This window comes from Paraflavitalea soli (assembly GCF_003555545.1).
In the GTDB taxonomy this organism is placed as follows: domain Bacteria; phylum Bacteroidota; class Bacteroidia; order Chitinophagales; family Chitinophagaceae; genus Paraflavitalea; species Paraflavitalea soli.
In genome coordinates, this window is sequence record NZ_CP032157.1 from 5,629,420 (window position 1) to 5,647,152 (window position 17,733).

A 17,733-nucleotide genomic window follows, 5' to 3' on the forward strand; every position below is an offset into this window, starting at 1 on the left:
GTTGAGAAGACGGGAAGTCCGGAAGTCCGAAAGACCGATCACTGATTGGATATGCCGCCCGTGATATTGGCGACGGCTGCGGTGGTTACGCCAGCTTTATCAGAAGCCATGAAGGCAGCCATATTACCTACCTGTTCCAGCGTAGGATGTTTACCGCCCACCAGGTTCCTGTGCACAAATTTCCATTCCTTCATGCGCTGTTCTACCAGCTCATTCCGGGTAAATGTTTGGTCGATGCTTTCCTGTGATTCCGGCGAGCCGGATGAATGCAGGTAAACAGTGCGGATACCCTGCGGTCCCAGCTCGGCCGCCAGGGTACGCGAAAGGGCTTCCATAGCAGCCCAGGCGGGTCCAAAGCCGGTGGTATAAGGGATCGGCACCTGGCTGGGAATGGCCGTGATCATAAGGATAACACCGGCGCCTTGTTTTACCATATGACGGGCGGCAGCATTGGCCGTGAGAAACTGGGCCTTCGTATAATGCATGATGGGAAGGGCAAACTGTTCATAGCTGATCTCCGACAACGCAGATCCCTGTTCCCCGCCGGAAACATTCGTAGCACTGAAGGATATATCGATGCGCCCCGCTTTGGCTATTACGCTATCTACAAAAGCATCCACCGATGCTTTATCCAGTACATCTACCAGACCCGTATCTGCACTCCCTCCTTCCCTAACAATAGTTTCGGCCAGTTTCTTTGTCCTGTTCTCCGATCGTGCGCCCAGGAATACTTTGGCGCCTTCACGGGCAAAAGCCCGGGCAATGGTGCTGCCAATAGAGCCCGCGCCATAAATAACGGCTACCTTATCTTTCAATAAATTTTCCATATGGTATCAACGATTGTTAAGCGTTGATGCTAAAATACGGCAGAACCATGGCATACACCGGGGCCTGGTACGACAATATTAGGGGGCTATTCTGCAATCGGGCAATGGTTAATTGCCAAGCCTGCCCTCTTCGTCGGTAGTTCTGTTTTGCTTCGTCTTTTGCTTTGCCTTCCCAAAGCTGTAACTAAGGGTAAGGTTTACCCGCTGCACCCAGTTCCGGTGAGAGAGCTGGTTATTGATGATGCTCTTTTCCCTGAAAATATACCTTACAATACTCGTATTAAAGATGTCGTAATAGTTCAATTTAGTATTTAGCTTGCCCTGTAGCCAGTTTTTCTGCAAGCCAAGGTCCAGTGCCCCGATGGGCCTGAAGATATAAAGCCCATTCCCGCTTTTCGATTTATACCGGTACGATACATCTGCGGTGATACCCTGGGGCAGGGTAAAAATATGGCTGCCGCTGATGGAAAAATCGACCACATCGATGGCATAGTCCTTTCCGTGATAAGGCGTGAGTTGCATATTATAGTAAATACCGGCATGCTGTATCACCTTCCACCATTTGGTGATATTGAAAGTGTAGCCCCCTTCTATATTGGCGAAATTATTATAGGGCAGGTTGCGGCCCAGGTACAACAGTTCATTCGTCACCGGGTTATACTCCGGATAGCGGGTCATTACATCTTCTTCTTTTCCCAGGTTGAAGGCAATATTGAAGTGCTTATAATTGTACGACAAGTTAAGCAAGCTCGTAACCGAGGGCAGCAGGAAGGGATTGCCCACCCAATAATTCAAGGGGCTCAGGTAAAACCGGAATGGATTGAGCACCGCAAAACCGGGGCGTGTCATACGCCGTGTAAAAGAAAAACTAATCAGCTGACTGGCATCAATAGTATACGTAAGTCCGGCCCCGGGAAGCCAGGTGAGGTAATTCCTTTTCGTATTCGGCTCCTGTGTAAAAGTATTGGCCTCTGTATACGTATGTTCTACCCGCAGGCTGAGGCGGAAACTGATCTTTTTGGCTTTGTAGTTATAAACAGCATACCCGGCGCTAATGTACTCATCATACAAGAACCTGTTGGTGCGGCCTGCATCACGCACAAATGAATTGTCCTTCGCCAGCGTATCATATTTCAGGTCATTATCAGTAGTAATAAAGGCAAATTTCGCCCCGGCTTCCAAGGTTCCTTTGGAAATATTCCGGCTGTAATCCACCTGCACCGTGCGCAGTAGTATATCATTCTTCATAGCCGTTTTCCAGTAATTGATCAATGTGCCGGTAGACTGGTCTGTATTTTGAATATCCTCGTTTTGCCTGTTGTTGGTTTCCGTAATGTTGGCAAATACATTCAACCGGCTCTTCCCCCATACTGCATCATAACTGAGGTTAAGGGCGTTGTTACGCTGCATGGGATCGGCCATGGTAATGCTTTCTGTAACCCCCAGCTTTCGTGTTCTGGTTGAGTCTGAAAAATCCAGCGTATTGTTGCTCGTTCGGTGCCGGTCGGAATTGTAGGATTTATAGGAGATACCAATGGTCTGGTCTTTTTGGAGTTGATAATCCACACTCAACTGCAACGAGAGATCACTCACTGCCGTAAGATTCAAGGTACGGGTAGCCATCCAATTCGTATTGGCCTGCTGTTGTAAAGCCTGGTACAGGTGAGGGTTGGTACCGTTTACATATCCGGCTCTCAATCCATAGGTAAACTTTCTTGTTCCCAGGGTAAGGTTCACCGCATTATCGGAATAAGCGTGACTGCTCTGCCGCAAATTAGTGGTGATATTCCCCTTCCAGCCCAATTCCTCATTCTTTAGTTTGATATCTATAATGCCCAGGTATTGTCCATCGTAGCGGGAAGAGGGATTACTGATAAGCTCTATGGATGCTATCAATTCCGGCGAAAGTCCGCTTAGATAAGTTTGCTGTTCTTCTGCACTCATGGCCGTGGGTTTCCCATTGATAAAGATCACCGGCGTATTCCTGCCAGCCATCAACAGGGTACCATCCCCATTGACCGTTATCCCCGGCGCTTTGCCCAGTATATCCATTACATTGGTAGCGGTTTTGAAGGCCGTGTTACCCGCTATATGCATGATCACCCGGTCATCCTGGTACCGGATCGCCCTTTTCTCTCCTTTCACCACTACCTCGTCCATCATTTTTTGTTCCTTTACCAGGGCCATTGACCCAAGGTCAAGATCGCCAGGTTGGGAAGCTATCAACAGCTCTCTGCTATAAGCCTGGTGTGCCGTGGAGGATAGCAATAGCCGGTACCTGCCAGCCTGGATAGCTGTCAACTCAAAATTTCCTACAGCATCCGCCATTCCCCTTTTTACAAGAATGGAGTCCTTCATCGTTAGCAAGGAGGCAGTCACAAAGCCGATGCCCGTTCGGGTACTGCTGTCAACCGCCTGCCCCTTGATATTGACCTGGGCGCACAGGGAAAAACCGGTTAAAATGGCTACAGGAAGGAGGAGAAAAAGTCTACACATACGATACATCAGGAGCCGTTTTGAAGGCACTTACCAAATGTAGCAGTGAGGGCATCGCATGGGGTCTGGATCTATTATTCCAGATGTCCGGATTTATAAATCCGTACTATCGGCAGGCTTCTGAGACTTGTAACCTTTTGCTAATGAAACTTTTACAAGGAGCCCGTTTTTGCCAGGTTTTCCTTGTACAGGGAAGGAGTGGTAGCTTTTAATTTCCGGAAAGAAGTGTAAAAAGTAGACTTGGAATTGAAACCCACCTCGTACCCGATAGCCTCCAGGGAGAAGGGGTGGTTGGCGGCAATCATGGCACAGGCTTTATTGATCCTGTATTCATTGATATAGGAAGTAAAGTTTTTGCCCACAGTATCATTCAGCAACTGCGAAAGTTGATGGCTGGAAATATTCACCGCCTTTGCCAGCTCGCTCAGGGTCAGATTAGGATTTTTATACATTTCCTGTTCCGCCATCACCTGTTCAAGTTTGCCCAGTACAGCAGCCGTATTATCGTCATTTACTTTTTTAATGGGATTCCTGGCCTGGGCCGGGTAAAGTACTTCATCAGGTTTCTTCCTTTTCAGCAATACAATGATCACCGTATACAGGATGAAAGAAAAGATCAGCGACCCGCTGAAATATATATTGCAGGGATGGGGCAGCACAGCCGCCAGGAAAAAGGACAAAGCAATCACCATATTGGCACCCACGATCGTGAGCAACCATTTTTCAGGCACTTTCAGGCTGCGCCTTACCGCGGCCTTCCTGTTGAACAGCTTTGCAAACAAGTGCTTGGAAGCTATGATCGATACAATTATGTACGCCAGCCATACAAGGTAAATGCCCCTGATGATGTATTTATTCCACAGCAAACTGTTGGAAGCATAGGGAAACAGGATACCCCCCAACAGCATAATGCCCAGTAGAATGCCTATCTGCACTTTCCATTTGCGGGGCAATTGAGTGGGCTGCTCGATGGTAGACTTAACGAAATAATAAAGCATAGGCCCGATCAGGAAGCAGCCGGAGAGTCCTATCTGCAAATAGATCTTGGCCAATCCCGGGTTAAAATGCACAAACACCGATTTACCGATGCGGATACTCAGGGCCAGCAGCAGGCAACCCAAAAAGTAATTGGGGATACTTTTCTTCCTGGTGAGGAACAGCAGGTAAATACCCAGGATAATGCCATTAAAAGCGCCCAGGATGCCCAGAAAAAACAGGATATAATTGCTATCGTTCATAAAGTGACCTACCCCACTACCGGGGACGAATAAAGGTAACAATTTAGGGCATTTTAGCTATTCTGTTAGTGCCTGGCTGCGGGCAAACAAGGATAAGTGGTTTTGTTCCGTTTTGTACAATTCCGGCTTCCCGCGACCGGGTACTTTTGTATCTTTATCAAGACCAGGCAGCTTTGCTTTAAATTTTGTAATAAAATGACCTATCGTGAGATCAAGCCGGGCAACAGGTTGAGGCAGCATGTCAAATGCTACTATACCTATGAATCGGAATCAGCTGCCAGCTTTGCTGATACCGTTTTCCCCAGCGGGAACATGGAGATCATTTTCAACCTCGGTACTGGCAAATGGCAAACAGCGGCAGGTGATGATTTTGTTACCAACCCCGCTATTGAATTGTGGGGGCAGATCGTAGGCCCCTTGCCCATTAAGTCTATCGGAAAGAATACCATGCTGGGTATTCGTTTGTATCCGCACGCTTACTTCCTGAACGATAAGGTAGACCTCTTCACCAACCAGGTAGCTGATTTTCGCCATCTGTCGGATGATTCGGTCAATACATTATATGCACAATTATTGGATACCGCTGCCTGGCATAAGCGGATCGAACTGGTGGAAGCCTGGTTACTCAACAGGCTTACGTTGTCGGAAAGAAAACTGAACAAGATTGCCGTGATCAATGACATCATGCAGGAGATTACCCAAAATGATTTCTTTGATAACATGGAGAATGTAGCGTCCCGTTACGGCATCACCTCCCGTTACCTCCAAAAATTATTCCTACAGTATACAGGTCTCACTCCCAAACTGTACAGCAAGATAACCCGCTTCCAGCACAGCCTCCGGCTCGTTACCCAAAAAGACACTTCACTTACTTCCATTGCCTACGACAGTGGTTATTTTGATCAGTCGCATTTCATCCGCGAATTCAAATCCTTTACAGGCCTCACCCCTTCCGGCTATTCAGTAGAAAGCTCTCCCGTTACACAGGCGCTTGTCAACAACTAGCAGCCTGTTCCGTTTTGTACAATTTCAGCTTTCTCACCCATGCTAATTTTGTTACTGATAACACACAATAGTCTGCAGTTATTACTATTCATCAGTAAACAATAAAATCATGTCTTCCTCATTTAATCAGTTCAACAGTTTACATACTTCTCCCGATCTCTTTGTATTGCCCAATGTATGGAATGCCAAAAGCGCCATCCGTTTCCAGGAAAATCATTTTCCGGCCGTCGCCACTTCCAGTGCTGCTGTAGCGAACAGCCTGGGCTACCAGGATGGAGAAGATATGCCCTTTAGTGATTATCTCTTTATCATCAGGCGCATCATATCTTCTGTAAAAATTCCACTATCGGTAGATATAGAAATGGGTTATGGGAAATCCAGGGAAGCCATTTATAATAATATCCGGCAGCTTATTGACCTGGGTGTGGCAGGTATCAATATCGAAGATTCGCTTATCCAGGGATCAGGCCGGGTGCTGGGAGATGCGGATGCATTTGCTCAAACCATCGCACACATCAGGAACGGACTGGCCATTCAAAATGCGCGCCTCTTTATCAATGTGCGCTGTGATACCTTCCTCCTGAATATTGACAACAAAGTGCAGGAGTCTATCAGACGGCTGGCCTTGTACGAAGCCAGCGGAGCAGACGGCATCTTCCTGCCTTGTATTACCCGCGAAACGGATATTGCCGAGGTGGTCAGCCATACAAAACTACCCCTGAACGTAATGTGCATTCCCCGATTGCCCGATTTCGACGCCTTACAACAACTGGGCGTAAAGCGTGTAAGCATGGGGCCCTTTTTATTCAATAAAGCCTATGGAAGTATTGACTCCCTTTCACAGGCCATTGCTAAGAGTAACAGCTTTGCCCCCATTCTTTCGTAATCTCCATATACTTAATCACCAATAAAAATCAACACGATGAATTTACCTACAAGGGCACAAGATGCCCATGCAACACTTGCTGCAGCATTCAATACCGGCAATGTTGCCACTGTCATGAGCATGTACGATGTTAATGGCATCATAGTACCGGAGCCAGGAAAACCAGTATCCGGCAAGGAACAATTTGAAGAAGCCATCAAAGCTATTTTATCCATTAAAGGGAAGATGGAGATCAAAACGGTGTATTGCCTGCAAACCGGCAAGCTCGCTGTCGGCAGGTCTGAATGGAATATAACTGATGGACAGGAAGTAAAAGTAAGCGCCAAGGGCATTGAGCTTATGCAGCAACAGGCAGATGGTACCTGGAAAATTGTAATAGACCATGCTTTTGGAGCATTGGAAGGCATGGTGGCCCAATACTAAGAAGCCGCTCACGCAACACGTGGCCTGGTAGTGAAATACCGGGCCATTGCGTTTATTATGCCCCAACATGTAAATAAATAACTATATAAATTTTAGTAGTCGTCAGCTACCTAAGCATCAGAATAATTCGACCTGTTATATTCTGCTCCGATTCCAATTTTAGGAACAATATATAGCTGCTGGAATCCGTTAGCCATTACAATGTCCCGACAATCCATAATGGCGGGGCTATAATCCCTTTCCCATGATAAAACCTGTACCCGCATTCTTATTAGAGCAATTTTCTAAGATCAAGGTAAAAACGTTTGTTACGGCAGTGTCCATGATGGCCATCTGTGCAGCCAATGCCCATCCGGCCCCCACATTCCATAAAAAACATACCGTCACTACCAGGGCCACAGCAGGCCCGGTCGTTGTATCAGGCGCCAGGGCATATAAGGTACCTAATGACATCGAGGTATCGGACATTGCTCCGGCCTATGGCACGTTGAGCAGGCTATGGACGGATCAGAATCAGATCACAGTTACCATCAAAAACAATGGTACGCAGGACGCAACAGACATCTCCGTTGAGCTTACTGTTACCGGGGCCAATGCAGAAAACCTCACCCAGGTAGTTAACTTTTTGGCGGCAGGCACCAGTACAACATTAAATTTTACCGCCTCTGTAACTGCAACAGGTGCACAGACCATCGAGGTAAAAGTGCCTGATGACGATGACAACAGCAACAATGTAAAGCAGCATGCGCAGGATATTACCTGCAATACTTACGGTTATACCGCCTCAGAACCCATTTATGATGGATTTGGTTTTGGATCAGGCACGGGCATCGTCTCTGCCCGGTACCAGGCTCCCGGTATTCCGATACAAGTGAAAGGTGTTACCGTACACTTGTCAAATGATCCCTCTAATGTTGGTAAGTCAATTACCGGTGTGTTGCTCGATGATGTGGGGAATATCATTGCAGACTCAGAGCCTTTCTACGCAACAGCCGGCGACTTGAATACCACGGTACAGCTTGTTTTTTATTCGCCGGCCACACTGAGTCCCAACGCTGAATTTTATGCGGGTGTACGCCAGGATGAAGGAGATCAGGCTCCGGTAGGAACGGCCCTTCCTGCGGTAACACCGGCCAACCGTTACTTTACCTTCCCTGCTGGCGGTGGTGCAGCTACACATTATACCACCCTCGGTAGTTTGAAGATCGGTGTAATGGCTGATGTAGACGCCACCCTCACCAGCTCCGCCCCGGGTCAGATCATTGCAGGTAGCCCGGTAACATTTACAGCCTCTGTTGATTTTCCGGATTATACCTTCAAAGTAAACGGGATCACCGTACAGTCTTCTTTTAATAATGTATATACTTACTTCCCCACCAACAATGATGAAGTATATGTAGAGATCAATAGCAACGGATGCACTTCAGCACCCATTGGAAATTTTGCCATGGATGTAAAAGAGATCTATCCCGGCAATGGTATTATATATGTTAATAAGAACAATCCTACCCCGGGAGATGGCAGTAGTTGGGCCAAATCGCTCACAGAAGTAGCAGACGCCCTTCGGTGGGCAAAGGTAAAAGAAGCTGCCTGGACTGTTAACGGACCATTACAGATATGGGTAGCAGGCGGCACCTATAAACCTTTATACAATACGGCAGATGATAGCTTTGGTAATGTAGATAACATATATAACAGCTTCCTGCTGGTAAAAGATGTAAAAGTGTATGGCGGTTTTGCCGGCACTGAAACTTCCTTGGCAGAAAGGGATCTTTCACTTACAGTCCATAAAAGTATTTTAAGCGGAGACTTTAACAATGATGATGTGATTACCGGCAGCGGCATCGATCTCAGCATCAGTGGAACGCTGGAGAACGCCAACCACATAGTGATCGCCTCCGGCCCTATGGGGGATGCCGTGTTAGATGGTTTTACCATTAGCGGTGGCGGTGGTGACGCCGAAGTGCTGAGCAATATTATGGTGAATGGGAACGAGATCACCAGGCTGGGCGGTGGTGGGATCCACAACTACCTTGCTTCTCCCACCTACAGCAATTTAATTATCAAGGCCAACAGGTCATCATTTCAGGGTGGCGGTGTGTACAACGATCAGTCATCACCCGTTTACACCAATGTGCTGCTGATTGATAACCTGTCGGAATTCCAGGGTGGCGGTATGCACAATGCAAACATGTCGGCCCCCATCCTCACCAATGTAACCATCAGCAACAACAATGCCTCTGTGGAAGGTGGAGGATTGGTCAATTCATCCTCTACCCCGGTAATACGCAATAGTATTGTGTATGGCAACAGTACCGGCATCGTCAACGAAAACAGCTTTCCATCGGTTATGTACAGTTTGGTAGAAGGAATGCCAGAAGACGTAGACAATAGTAACCTGGATGGCAGCCTTGATCCGCAGTTCAACAATGCAGCCACAGGAAACTATACCTTAAAGACGGGCAGTCCTGCCATTAATGCAGGAAGTTTTTTATATTTCCTGGCAGGGCAATCCCCCGATCTGTCGGGTATAACTACCGATCTGGGCGGCAGGCCCCGCATTAGCGGCAGTACACCCGACCTGGGCGCTTTTGAATCAAGCAACCAGGACCAAAGCATTACCGCAGAAGACATCAACAGCACTTATGGTGATGCCGACCTTACACTGGCAGCTGTTGCCAGTTCAGGTTTGCCGGTAAGCTATTCCTTACCTGCCAATGACATTGTAGAGCTTTACCAGGATACACAGGACAATGACAAGTGGAAAATAAAGATCAAAAAAGCAGGGGCAGTAACGCTTACCATCAGCCAGGGCGGTGATGCTACTTATGATCCTGCTGAAAACGTAGAGATCCTGCTGCTTGTGAACCGCAAAGAACTTATTGTAACTGCGGATAACAAAACAAGAGGATATGGAGAAAACAACCCTGCATTTACGATCAGCTATGCAGGATTTGTAGGGACCGACAATGCGCAATCCATCGTTCCACCGACGATCGTTACAACAGCAACACCTGCCAGTGTGCCGGGCGATTATCCGATCATTCTGAAGGATGGCGACGCAACCAATTATGACTTCAAATTTGTACATGGTACGCTTACGATAGAAGGTGCTACCATCACGGTTCTTCAGCAGCCAGCCGGTCAAACTGTTTGCGCCGGATCACCAGCTACTTTTACAGCCGATGCCAGCACCACTATATCAGTACCTGTTACCTACCAGTGGCAACAAAGTGCCGATAGCAGTTCCTGGAATAATATAGCAGGAGCTACTAAGGCCCAGCTCACCACTACAGCCGTGAGTGACCAGTACTATCGTTGTGTATTCACCGCGCCGGGAAGAACACTCAATACATTCGCGGCAAAACTGTCAGTGAAGCCGCTGGAAAAGCCAGTTATCAACCTGCCAAACTCAGTTTGTTTGTCGGAGGCGAAGTTCGCACTCAGTGCTTCTTTACCTGGTGGCGTTTTCTCCGGTGTAGGTGTTACAGGCAGTACCTGGTATATTGACACCTTGAAGCCTGGTCTGCAAACCATTCAATACGCATACACTAACAATATAGGTTGTAGTATTACAGTAAGTAAAACAACGAGCTTATCCTTATGTGGAGAAAAAGGGCTGGTAACGGCTACAAAAGCCAATCCTAATCCAACTACCGGCCTCATTACGGTGAAAGTATTGTTAACGGATAATGTAAAACAATCGATCATCGTTTCCAACAGTTTCGGGCAGCATGTGTTTGAAAAGCAAGCGCAATTCCGGAAAGGCTGGAACCAGGTGCAGCTTGACCTTGCAGGCTATAGCGCCGGCATCTATTTCATCACCATTGCCGGATATGGCGGAGCACCAGCTACGGTGATCAGGGTTATGAAGAACTAAATCTGCGGCTTAAACAAAGCCCACTTTATATTTCCCATAAAAAAGAGCTACCCCTCAAAAAGGTAGCTCTTTTTTATGCCTGGGCGTCAGGTTACTTGTGCATTTCTTTGGGCTGGGTGAGGCTGAACCAGTTGCCACAACCATCATACATGACCACTTCGGTTCCATAGAATTGCTCCCGGGGTTCTCCCCTGAATTGAACACCCTTCTTTTTCAACTCTTCGTAAGTAGCACGGCAATCATTGGTATGCCATACCCCTGCCCCCAATATTCCCTTCTCCAATAACAGCTTGAAAGCCTGCTGGCTTTCTTCATCTATCCCCTCCGGCGAATCGGCTGTTTTCAGCATGGCTTTATGGAGTATGGGCATCAGTACGATTTCCAGTTCAGGCTGTTCGGGTGGATTGACAGTGAGCCAGCGGTAACCATTTTCCATGGTGGCATCCGTATTTACCTTACAACCCAAAGTATTAACATAAAAATCAAAGGCTTTTTCCTGGTCAAGAACATATAAGGTGCTGTGTGTGAGTCTGGTTACCATACTATTGTATTTATTCCCTGAAGTTAAGCGGGAATTAAATAACCGGCTTCTCGAATCTTGCTTTTTCGTTTAATTCCTTAGGCGAGCCGCTCATCTTTCACTTTCAGCAGCCAGATGGAGATAGAACCAAAGGTGATAACGACCAGGGGCAGGTAGATCTGGTCATAAAAATTCCCCTGCAGCCATTGTACACCGAAATAATCGCTGGACAGCCTCCATACAGACCTTAACAGATCCACCCCCAGCACAAATTTGATGAGCCGGTTGATTTTTTGTTTGCCAGCCGGAAATAAGAAGAAGAGGATGGCGTAGCTACAGGTACCAGCCAGTATCAACGGAAAGTATAAGGCGGACTGTATAGATTGTAGTGTCTGAAACTTATCGACGATAGCCTGCAGCTCATTGGCATTGGTCTTCAGGGCTAGTTTGGGAAGTTGAATTTGTGTGTAGAACAGCTCCGTTGAACGCAACAATACCTCCAGCATAAAGAATACAAAATAGCAGATAAAGGCCAGGGTGGCCCAGAAACGGTAAGACACCGCTGCCAGGGAACAGATAACATACCGTATATACATCAGGCCAAACATGGCCCCCAGCATCAGGGAAGAGCGCACCAGGTGCAAGGGGTGATTGCCCTGCTGTAATTCTTCAGCTGCGGAGGAAGGAGTGGTAAACTGGTCAAATACATACCATTGAAAGGATTGGATAGCGATATAGACCAGCGCAATAATGGCAGCGCTTATGCGAATATTCCTGAAATTCATAGTAGCTGATTGAGGGCTGAAAATAATTATCATTTTTTTTTGAGCAGCCCGTTTCCTAAAAATCCCAAGAATGGATAACTTATAGGCTATGACAGGGACCACGGCTTTGCGCAAGCCATCCACCATACAATACTACCAGGCCATCACCAACAGGATCCAGGAATATGTGGAATCGAATATTCATGCAGATATCTCGCTGCAGCGCCTGGCAGACCATGTCTTTGTTTCTTACTATCACCTTTCCGATCTTTTTGAACAAGCACAGCAGGAAACCATCGGCGGTTATATTAAAAGGTACCGTCTGGAAAAAGCAGCTTCTCTCTTATCCTATACAGATCTCTCCCTGACCGATATTGCCGGTAAGACCGGTTATTCTGGCAAGCAGGCGCTTTCAAAGGCATTCAGGCAGCAGTTCAACCACAGCCCGGGCCATTTCCGGAAAAGACCGCTGTTCATAAAGGATTCTCCCAACGCCATCATGGACGGCATCCAATCAGAGCAAGACTACCACTCGCTGTTGAAGAAGGAGTTTTCCTTTACCTACCGTATCGAGAACTTAGTCAATCACTATACCATCTGTAGATCACTGCGCATGGTGCCGGCTGTTCACCAGGGCAGCTTTTGTTATGACACTTATCTTGATACGGTGATGAATAGCTTCGATAAGCAATGGAATGGAAGATTTGTGATCAAGCCTTTTGACTCGCTCAACTTCACCCCAGCCAGCAGGTTTAATATGCATCATGGCCTGTTGGTGACAGCACCAACACTTGGCCAGTTATCTCCAGTGGATCTTCAACAATATATTATCAGCCCGGTAAAGAATGGTAGCTACCTGGTATTCGATATTCCCGCAGGTCCGATGGATGAAAACATTAAGAGTTACACCACCCTGTTCAGGGAAAATATCATTGGCTACAAGAAACTGTTCAGGCCCGAAGACTTTTTCATCTTCCTGTTGTTGAGTGATGGCGAAAATAAACTGGGGGAGTTCTATATGTACCTGGGAAGTGCCCTATAGCGTTTTATTGCCGGATGTTATATACTTCAAATACAAAACAAGGCCAGGTCACATATTTATACAGGCCTTTCCAATACCAGGGTTGGTAGGTATGGCTGGTATACAGGACCTTGCCCGGGTATTGAAGTGATGTGAAACGGGCCCGAACGCCCTTGATGTTACGGTTATAGCCCGAATCAACCAAGACAAAGCCAAGCCGTTGAAATTCGTCCAGCAAGCGGTTGCTCATCTCCTTTCTGTGTAAGGTATGCGCCAGCCGCCAACTGGCCTGTGGGTTGATATCGACGTACAAGGTAGACAGGGGTATTATCAATTCTTTGCCCGAGGTATCGATCACCAGGGAACGGTGAAGCGCTGCAAACTCGCCTTTCGTGGCATGTACAAAATCATCGGAAAGGTTCTTCATAAAAAACTGTACACAGTCAAGGTTCCTGCATTCTGCCAATGCAATCAGTTCTGCCGCAGTCAATGCATCCCTTGCCGGTTCCGGGGGTGCATTTTGCGCTTCTGCTGCCTGCACCTTCTTCAGGTCCTTTATATCGATCGCCCGTTTATTGGCCGGGCTGCTGCAGGCGCAGAGACCAACCAGGCAGCATATGAGGCCCCGGTATAATGCAAGGTTCATAGCGGCGTTTTTATGGTTTAACACAGTAGAAGGTATAGCTTACCGTGTCATAAATACCTGTAGGGCTCAACACCAGTTTATCTACCTTTTCCACCTTTGTATCATAAGGGGTAATATAAGCGATAAAGTAGTTGAACAGCGTATCCTTCTTATCACCAACCGCTATCAGCCGGGGATAATAGGCAGTGTTATTACCAGCAACAATATCATAGCTGCCATTTACCTGAATGGTATCACCATGTGGTGGCCCTGCTATTTTCGCTGAGAATATGCCATCCCGGTGCAAGCGGAAAAAGATCCATCCTTTTGGCCAATTACCAGCCCAGTTGCCCAGGTGCTCTTCCCCATCCCGTACAACTTCGATATCCATTGCTTTTTCTATACCGGAATCGATCCACCCCCGGATCAGCAAGCAGAGCGCCACCACAACGGTAAATATGAAAAGGTATACCAGCCGCATATGCTAAAAAGAAGTGAGGTACCACTTGCCCTCCTTACGTGTCATCTCAAATGTTTCCTCCCGCGTGCCGTCTGGCCCGAAGAGAATATTCACCGAGGCCTTATCGCCACTAATAACAGGATCGGCCGACACCTTGCCTTTGGCAAAGTATTTCTGGAACTCCTCCTGGCTGGCTTTATCCGCCGATGCCTGCGCAATTCTCTTGCTGTCGCTATCAGCCTCTGTATCGACCAATGCTGCAAGCCCCTGGCAATTGCCGCTTTTAGCTGCGTCAAAAATGGCTTCTGCCACTGAGCGGGGATCAGCCTGTACGTCTTTCGGTTTGCCGTTGCAGGCTCCAATAATGATAGCTGTCATAATCCAAACAATTGTCAGTTTCATAAAAAGAATTAATAGTTAAATTATTTATAATAGCCTTTTCGTTGCGGCATCATCTATTGAACTGAGTTGTATGCTCAGGATTAATAGCAATAGTTTAGATAATAGTTTCATACCGGTCATTTATTGATGATCAGCGCTTCCAGTTTTTCGATGCGCTTTTTCAGGTCTGCATTTTCTTTTTCCAGTACCGCTATGTTCCGTTGCTGCTCCTGTACGGCTTTCACCAGCGGCACTACAAACTGTGAGTAGGAAAGGCCATAGGTTTCACGGTTATTCCGGGGGGCTACCACCCCATCAAATTCATATTGGGCTTTCCGGGCAGCTTCTTCTACTTCCTGTGCAATGAATCCGTTGTGCCGCACCTTCTCTGCTTCCGAATAATCCCGCAATCCAATGAACTTTACCCCCTCGCTAGCTTGTCCGCTGGTAAACTCGTCATACTTTTTAGATTGGAAATTGTATACTACTGGTCGTAACTGCATAATGAAATCAAGTCCTTTTACCGATTCGTCTATGTTGGTTTTAAAACGGCCATCGGAAGGAAAGGTATAAGGCACCTGTCCTTCTATGACAGTAATAAGGCTGTTGCCCAGCCGTATTTTGTTGCTCGCATTGACCACGGTATTGTACCCGATGGCTACGGCATTTTGAAGGTTACCCGTAGCCACATTGGCCGAGGCACCGATGGCCACATTACCAAAACCCGTGATATTGCTCATCAAAGCCGAATCGCCCAAGGCAACCAGTTTACTGCCGGTTTCATTGCTATATAAAGCACTGCTGCCAATTGCTGTATTGTTGCTGCCTGTCGTACTGAAGAACATAGACTGATAACCAAAGGCTGTATTGTAAAAACCGGTGGTATTGTAAAGCAATGTTTGCGAGCCACTGGCCGTATTGGCCCCGCCTGTGGTATTGGATGTCATACAATAATAGCCATTGGCCGTATTGGCGCCGCCGCTAATATTGCTGGCCATGGCATAATTACCTATCGCTACATTGGCATTGCCCGTGGTATTGCTACCCAGGCTTGACATACCCAGGGCCGAATTGCGGCTACCCGATATATTGTAACGAAGCGAATTAGCACCCACCGCAGCATTTTGCAAACCATCAGCATTCTGCACCATGGCCTTATACCCGATTGCAGTATTAAAGTTGCCCGTGGTTGCAGACTCCATCGTTCTGAATCCCCAACCAGTATTATAAGTGAGTGAATCGGTGTATCCTGCCCTGATACTGTTTACTTTAAATACCAGCGGTTGGTTATCGGCCGTGCCAATAAAATTGATCGCCGGGTTGGTACCACTATTGCCGCCAAGCTGCCAGCCGCTATTACCTCCTATACCTACCCAGGCCGGTGTGGTCGTACTACCACTATTATAATAAAACCCTGCCGTACCATCCGTTTGAAAAATAAGTAAACCCGTGGCCGGCAGGCTGATGGTATTGCGCTGGGCCTGCGACATAGCAGGTATGAGTAATCCTCCCTTGGTACTTTTTATATCCAATGCCGCGCTCGCATCGGGCGTAGTAGTACCAATACCTACATTTTGGGCAATACCCTGCAGTGACACGATTGCCAATAGCAGGAACAATAGTAAATTCTTCATACGCGGTGTTATTTTTATTGAACGATTGTTTATTGCTTCACCAGCCTGATGGTCGCTACCTGCAGCCCACCTGCCCATTCTACCTGAAGCTGATATACCCCTGCGGCGGCCTGCTGCAGGTCGAGGTCAAATTGATTCGGGCCTTTTTGCAGGCTCAGCTGTTTATTGATGATCGTAACACCGGCACTGTTGGTTACCCTCAACAAGGCAGTGCCGCTTACAGGACTTTGGATACGCAGATTACAGGTTTGTACAAAGGGATTGGGCCAGGCCTTTAATGCTTCGGGCGCAGCACAGGTTGCCGTTAATACGGCAGTATAGGCTACCCGTCTGTCAAGATCATATTGCGCTATGCGGTAATAGTCCTTCCCTGATGGATGATCATCTATAAATACATACTCCTTTTCTGTGCTGCTGTTGCCCGCGGCAGGAAGCTGGCCCAGGCTGATCCAGCCGGCGCCATTATTTCTTTCCACCTCAAAATGGCTGCTATTCCATTCCTGGGTAGTTTTCCAATGAAGCGTCACACTGCCCCCTGAACATTCCAGTCGCCATCCGGCAAAGGTTACCGGCAACGAACCCGAAATAGCAGCGAGTGTCCAGGTAGAGAAAGCATCGATGCCTGTTTTCTCTATATAATTCTGTGCAGCATTGCGGGTAGTAAATCCCTGACTGGTCCAGGCTACAGCATCCGGACTACGCCACACTATAAGATCCTGTTCTGTCTGGCCGCCGAGTTCACTATCTGCATATCCAAAGCGAAGAGTAGCAGCCAGTGCATTGTTATTTGTCGGTGTAATGGTGTAATAGCGCAGGATGCTTTTGCCTCCCGGAAGGGTCAACATGGCATGGCCCCTTTTTACGGTTACCATTCCCAGGTTTTTAGGGCTGCTGATCGAGGCGCCCAGGTTGCCCGGGTTGGCGCCGGCAGGTGCATTGAGGGTGGTAGTAACCGATACTTCGCCCCCGGTGGCTCCTGTAATGCGGCTGTTTTCCGATTCACCCAGCAGCAGGCCTGTGCTGCCGAGGTCAAGAGCCTGTCCGTTGAGGTCTACCAATCCCTGCACAAATTGTATGGTATTGCTTACCCGAATCGGTTGCTGCAATACAACACTGCGACCGTCGCTTTTATTAAGGTGCAGAGAATAAAACTGTACGGACGCCGTACCATCAATATTGTTGTTGACCACGCCGGCTAAATAAACGGTGCTATTGCCTGTTGTCAGAATGCCGTGATTGATCAGGTCTGCATCACTAAGTGTGAGCTGTACATTGCCGGAAAGTTGTACCTGTGCTCCCGGTCCAATATACACCTGAGCCAGCATGGCCTGTGATGCTATCAGTAGAAATCCCAAAAACAGCATACGCATACAAAGAAAATTTTGCTAACAACAGCAAATTAGAAATTGCACGCATCTATTGCCGGTACATTCGCTTAACGCTTTCGTTGGCTGAAATAAAGCAGGATTACGGCACCCAATGGTGTTGAGGTGTAATAGTGGTTTTCTATCGCGAATACCTGATTTTAGTCTATATCACTCATTTGAGGGGTATGTCGGTTGCAGCGTATGCT

The 17,733-nt window shown here is 47.4% G+C and carries 15 protein-coding genes; 5 read left to right on the forward strand and 10 right to left on the reverse strand.

Annotated elements, in window-relative coordinates:
* Window positions 1-38: 38 nt before the first annotated feature.
* The 3 genes from D3H65_RS21190 to D3H65_RS21200 form a co-directional block, all read right to left on the reverse strand.
* A complete protein-coding gene (locus tag D3H65_RS21190; protein ID WP_119052231.1) occupies window positions 39-827 on the reverse strand; it encodes an SDR family NAD(P)-dependent oxidoreductase in 789 nt (262 codons plus the stop codon).
* Between the two features lie 108 nt (window positions 828-935).
* Entirely contained in the window at window positions 936-3,332 is a 2,397-nt protein-coding gene (locus D3H65_RS21195; protein ID WP_119052232.1) for an outer membrane beta-barrel protein, read from the reverse strand.
* A 143-nt stretch (window positions 3,333-3,475) separates the two neighbouring features.
* Entirely contained in the window at window positions 3,476-4,603 is a 1,128-nt protein-coding gene (locus D3H65_RS21200; protein ID WP_162915751.1) for a helix-turn-helix domain-containing protein, read from the reverse strand.
* A 153-nt stretch (window positions 4,604-4,756) separates the two neighbouring features.
* On the opposite strand from D3H65_RS21200, the gene D3H65_RS21205 reads away from it, so the two are divergent.
* The 4 genes from D3H65_RS21205 to D3H65_RS21220 all read left to right on the forward strand — a co-directional run bounded on the left by D3H65_RS21205 (window position 4,757) and on the right by D3H65_RS21220 (window position 10,755).
* Window positions 4,757-5,566: a helix-turn-helix transcriptional regulator gene (locus D3H65_RS21205; protein ID WP_119052234.1), complete on the forward strand. Its 810-nt coding sequence runs from the start codon at window positions 4,757-4,759 to the stop codon at window positions 5,564-5,566.
* A gap of 109 nt (window positions 5,567-5,675) precedes the next feature.
* Window positions 5,676-6,452 carry an isocitrate lyase/PEP mutase family protein gene (locus D3H65_RS21210; RefSeq protein WP_119052235.1) on the forward strand — a complete coding sequence of 259 codons (777 nt, stop codon included), beginning with the start codon at window positions 5,676-5,678 and terminating at the stop codon, window positions 6,450-6,452.
* Window positions 6,453-6,488: 36 nt separating this feature from the next.
* Window positions 6,489-6,875, forward strand: a complete 387-nt coding sequence (locus D3H65_RS21215; RefSeq protein WP_119052236.1) for a YybH family protein — start codon at window positions 6,489-6,491, stop codon at window positions 6,873-6,875.
* Window positions 6,876-7,119: 244 nt separating this feature from the next.
* Window positions 7,120-10,755: an MBG domain-containing protein gene (locus tag D3H65_RS21220; RefSeq protein ID WP_119052237.1), complete on the forward strand. Its 3,636-nt coding sequence runs from the start codon at window positions 7,120-7,122 to the stop codon at window positions 10,753-10,755.
* Window positions 10,756-10,846: 91 nt separating this feature from the next.
* On the opposite strand, the gene D3H65_RS21225 is transcribed toward D3H65_RS21220, so the two are convergent.
* A complete protein-coding gene (locus D3H65_RS21225; RefSeq protein ID WP_119052238.1) occupies window positions 10,847-11,296 on the reverse strand; it encodes a VOC family protein in 450 nt (149 codons plus the stop codon).
* Between the two features lie 77 nt (window positions 11,297-11,373).
* The gene (locus tag D3H65_RS21230) at window positions 11,374-12,060 is read right to left on the reverse strand and encodes a hypothetical protein (RefSeq protein ID WP_119052239.1); all 687 of its coding nucleotides are present in this window, start codon (window positions 12,058-12,060) and stop codon (window positions 11,374-11,376) included.
* 88 nt (window positions 12,061-12,148) lie between these two features.
* Between D3H65_RS21230 and D3H65_RS21235 the strand changes: the two genes are divergently transcribed.
* Window positions 12,149-13,081 carry a helix-turn-helix transcriptional regulator gene (locus tag D3H65_RS21235; RefSeq protein WP_119052240.1) on the forward strand — a complete coding sequence of 311 codons (933 nt, stop codon included), beginning with the start codon at window positions 12,149-12,151 and terminating at the stop codon, window positions 13,079-13,081.
* 4 nt (window positions 13,082-13,085) lie between these two features.
* Here D3H65_RS21235 and D3H65_RS21240 read toward each other — a convergent pair whose 3' ends face one another.
* The 5 genes from D3H65_RS21240 to D3H65_RS21260 all read right to left on the reverse strand — a co-directional run bounded on the left by D3H65_RS21240 (window position 13,086) and on the right by D3H65_RS21260 (window position 17,530).
* The gene (locus D3H65_RS21240; RefSeq protein WP_119052241.1) at window positions 13,086-13,706 is read right to left on the reverse strand and encodes a hypothetical protein; all 621 of its coding nucleotides are present in this window, start codon (window positions 13,704-13,706) and stop codon (window positions 13,086-13,088) included.
* A gap of 10 nt (window positions 13,707-13,716) precedes the next feature.
* Window positions 13,717-14,076: a hypothetical protein gene (locus D3H65_RS21245; protein WP_162915752.1), complete on the reverse strand. Its 360-nt coding sequence runs from the start codon at window positions 14,074-14,076 to the stop codon at window positions 13,717-13,719.
* Between the two features lie 93 nt (window positions 14,077-14,169).
* Window positions 14,170-14,523: a hypothetical protein gene (locus D3H65_RS21250; protein ID WP_162915753.1), complete on the reverse strand. Its 354-nt coding sequence runs from the start codon at window positions 14,521-14,523 to the stop codon at window positions 14,170-14,172.
* 140 nt (window positions 14,524-14,663) lie between these two features.
* Window positions 14,664-16,160 (reverse strand): tail fiber domain-containing protein, encoded by a 1,497-nt coding sequence (locus D3H65_RS21255; protein ID WP_162915754.1) that lies wholly within the window; start codon window positions 16,158-16,160, stop codon window positions 14,664-14,666.
* A gap of 29 nt (window positions 16,161-16,189) precedes the next feature.
* A complete protein-coding gene (locus D3H65_RS21260) occupies window positions 16,190-17,530 on the reverse strand; it encodes a T9SS type A sorting domain-containing protein (RefSeq protein ID WP_119052245.1) in 1,341 nt (446 codons plus the stop codon).
* Window positions 17,531-17,733 lie beyond the last annotated feature (203 nt).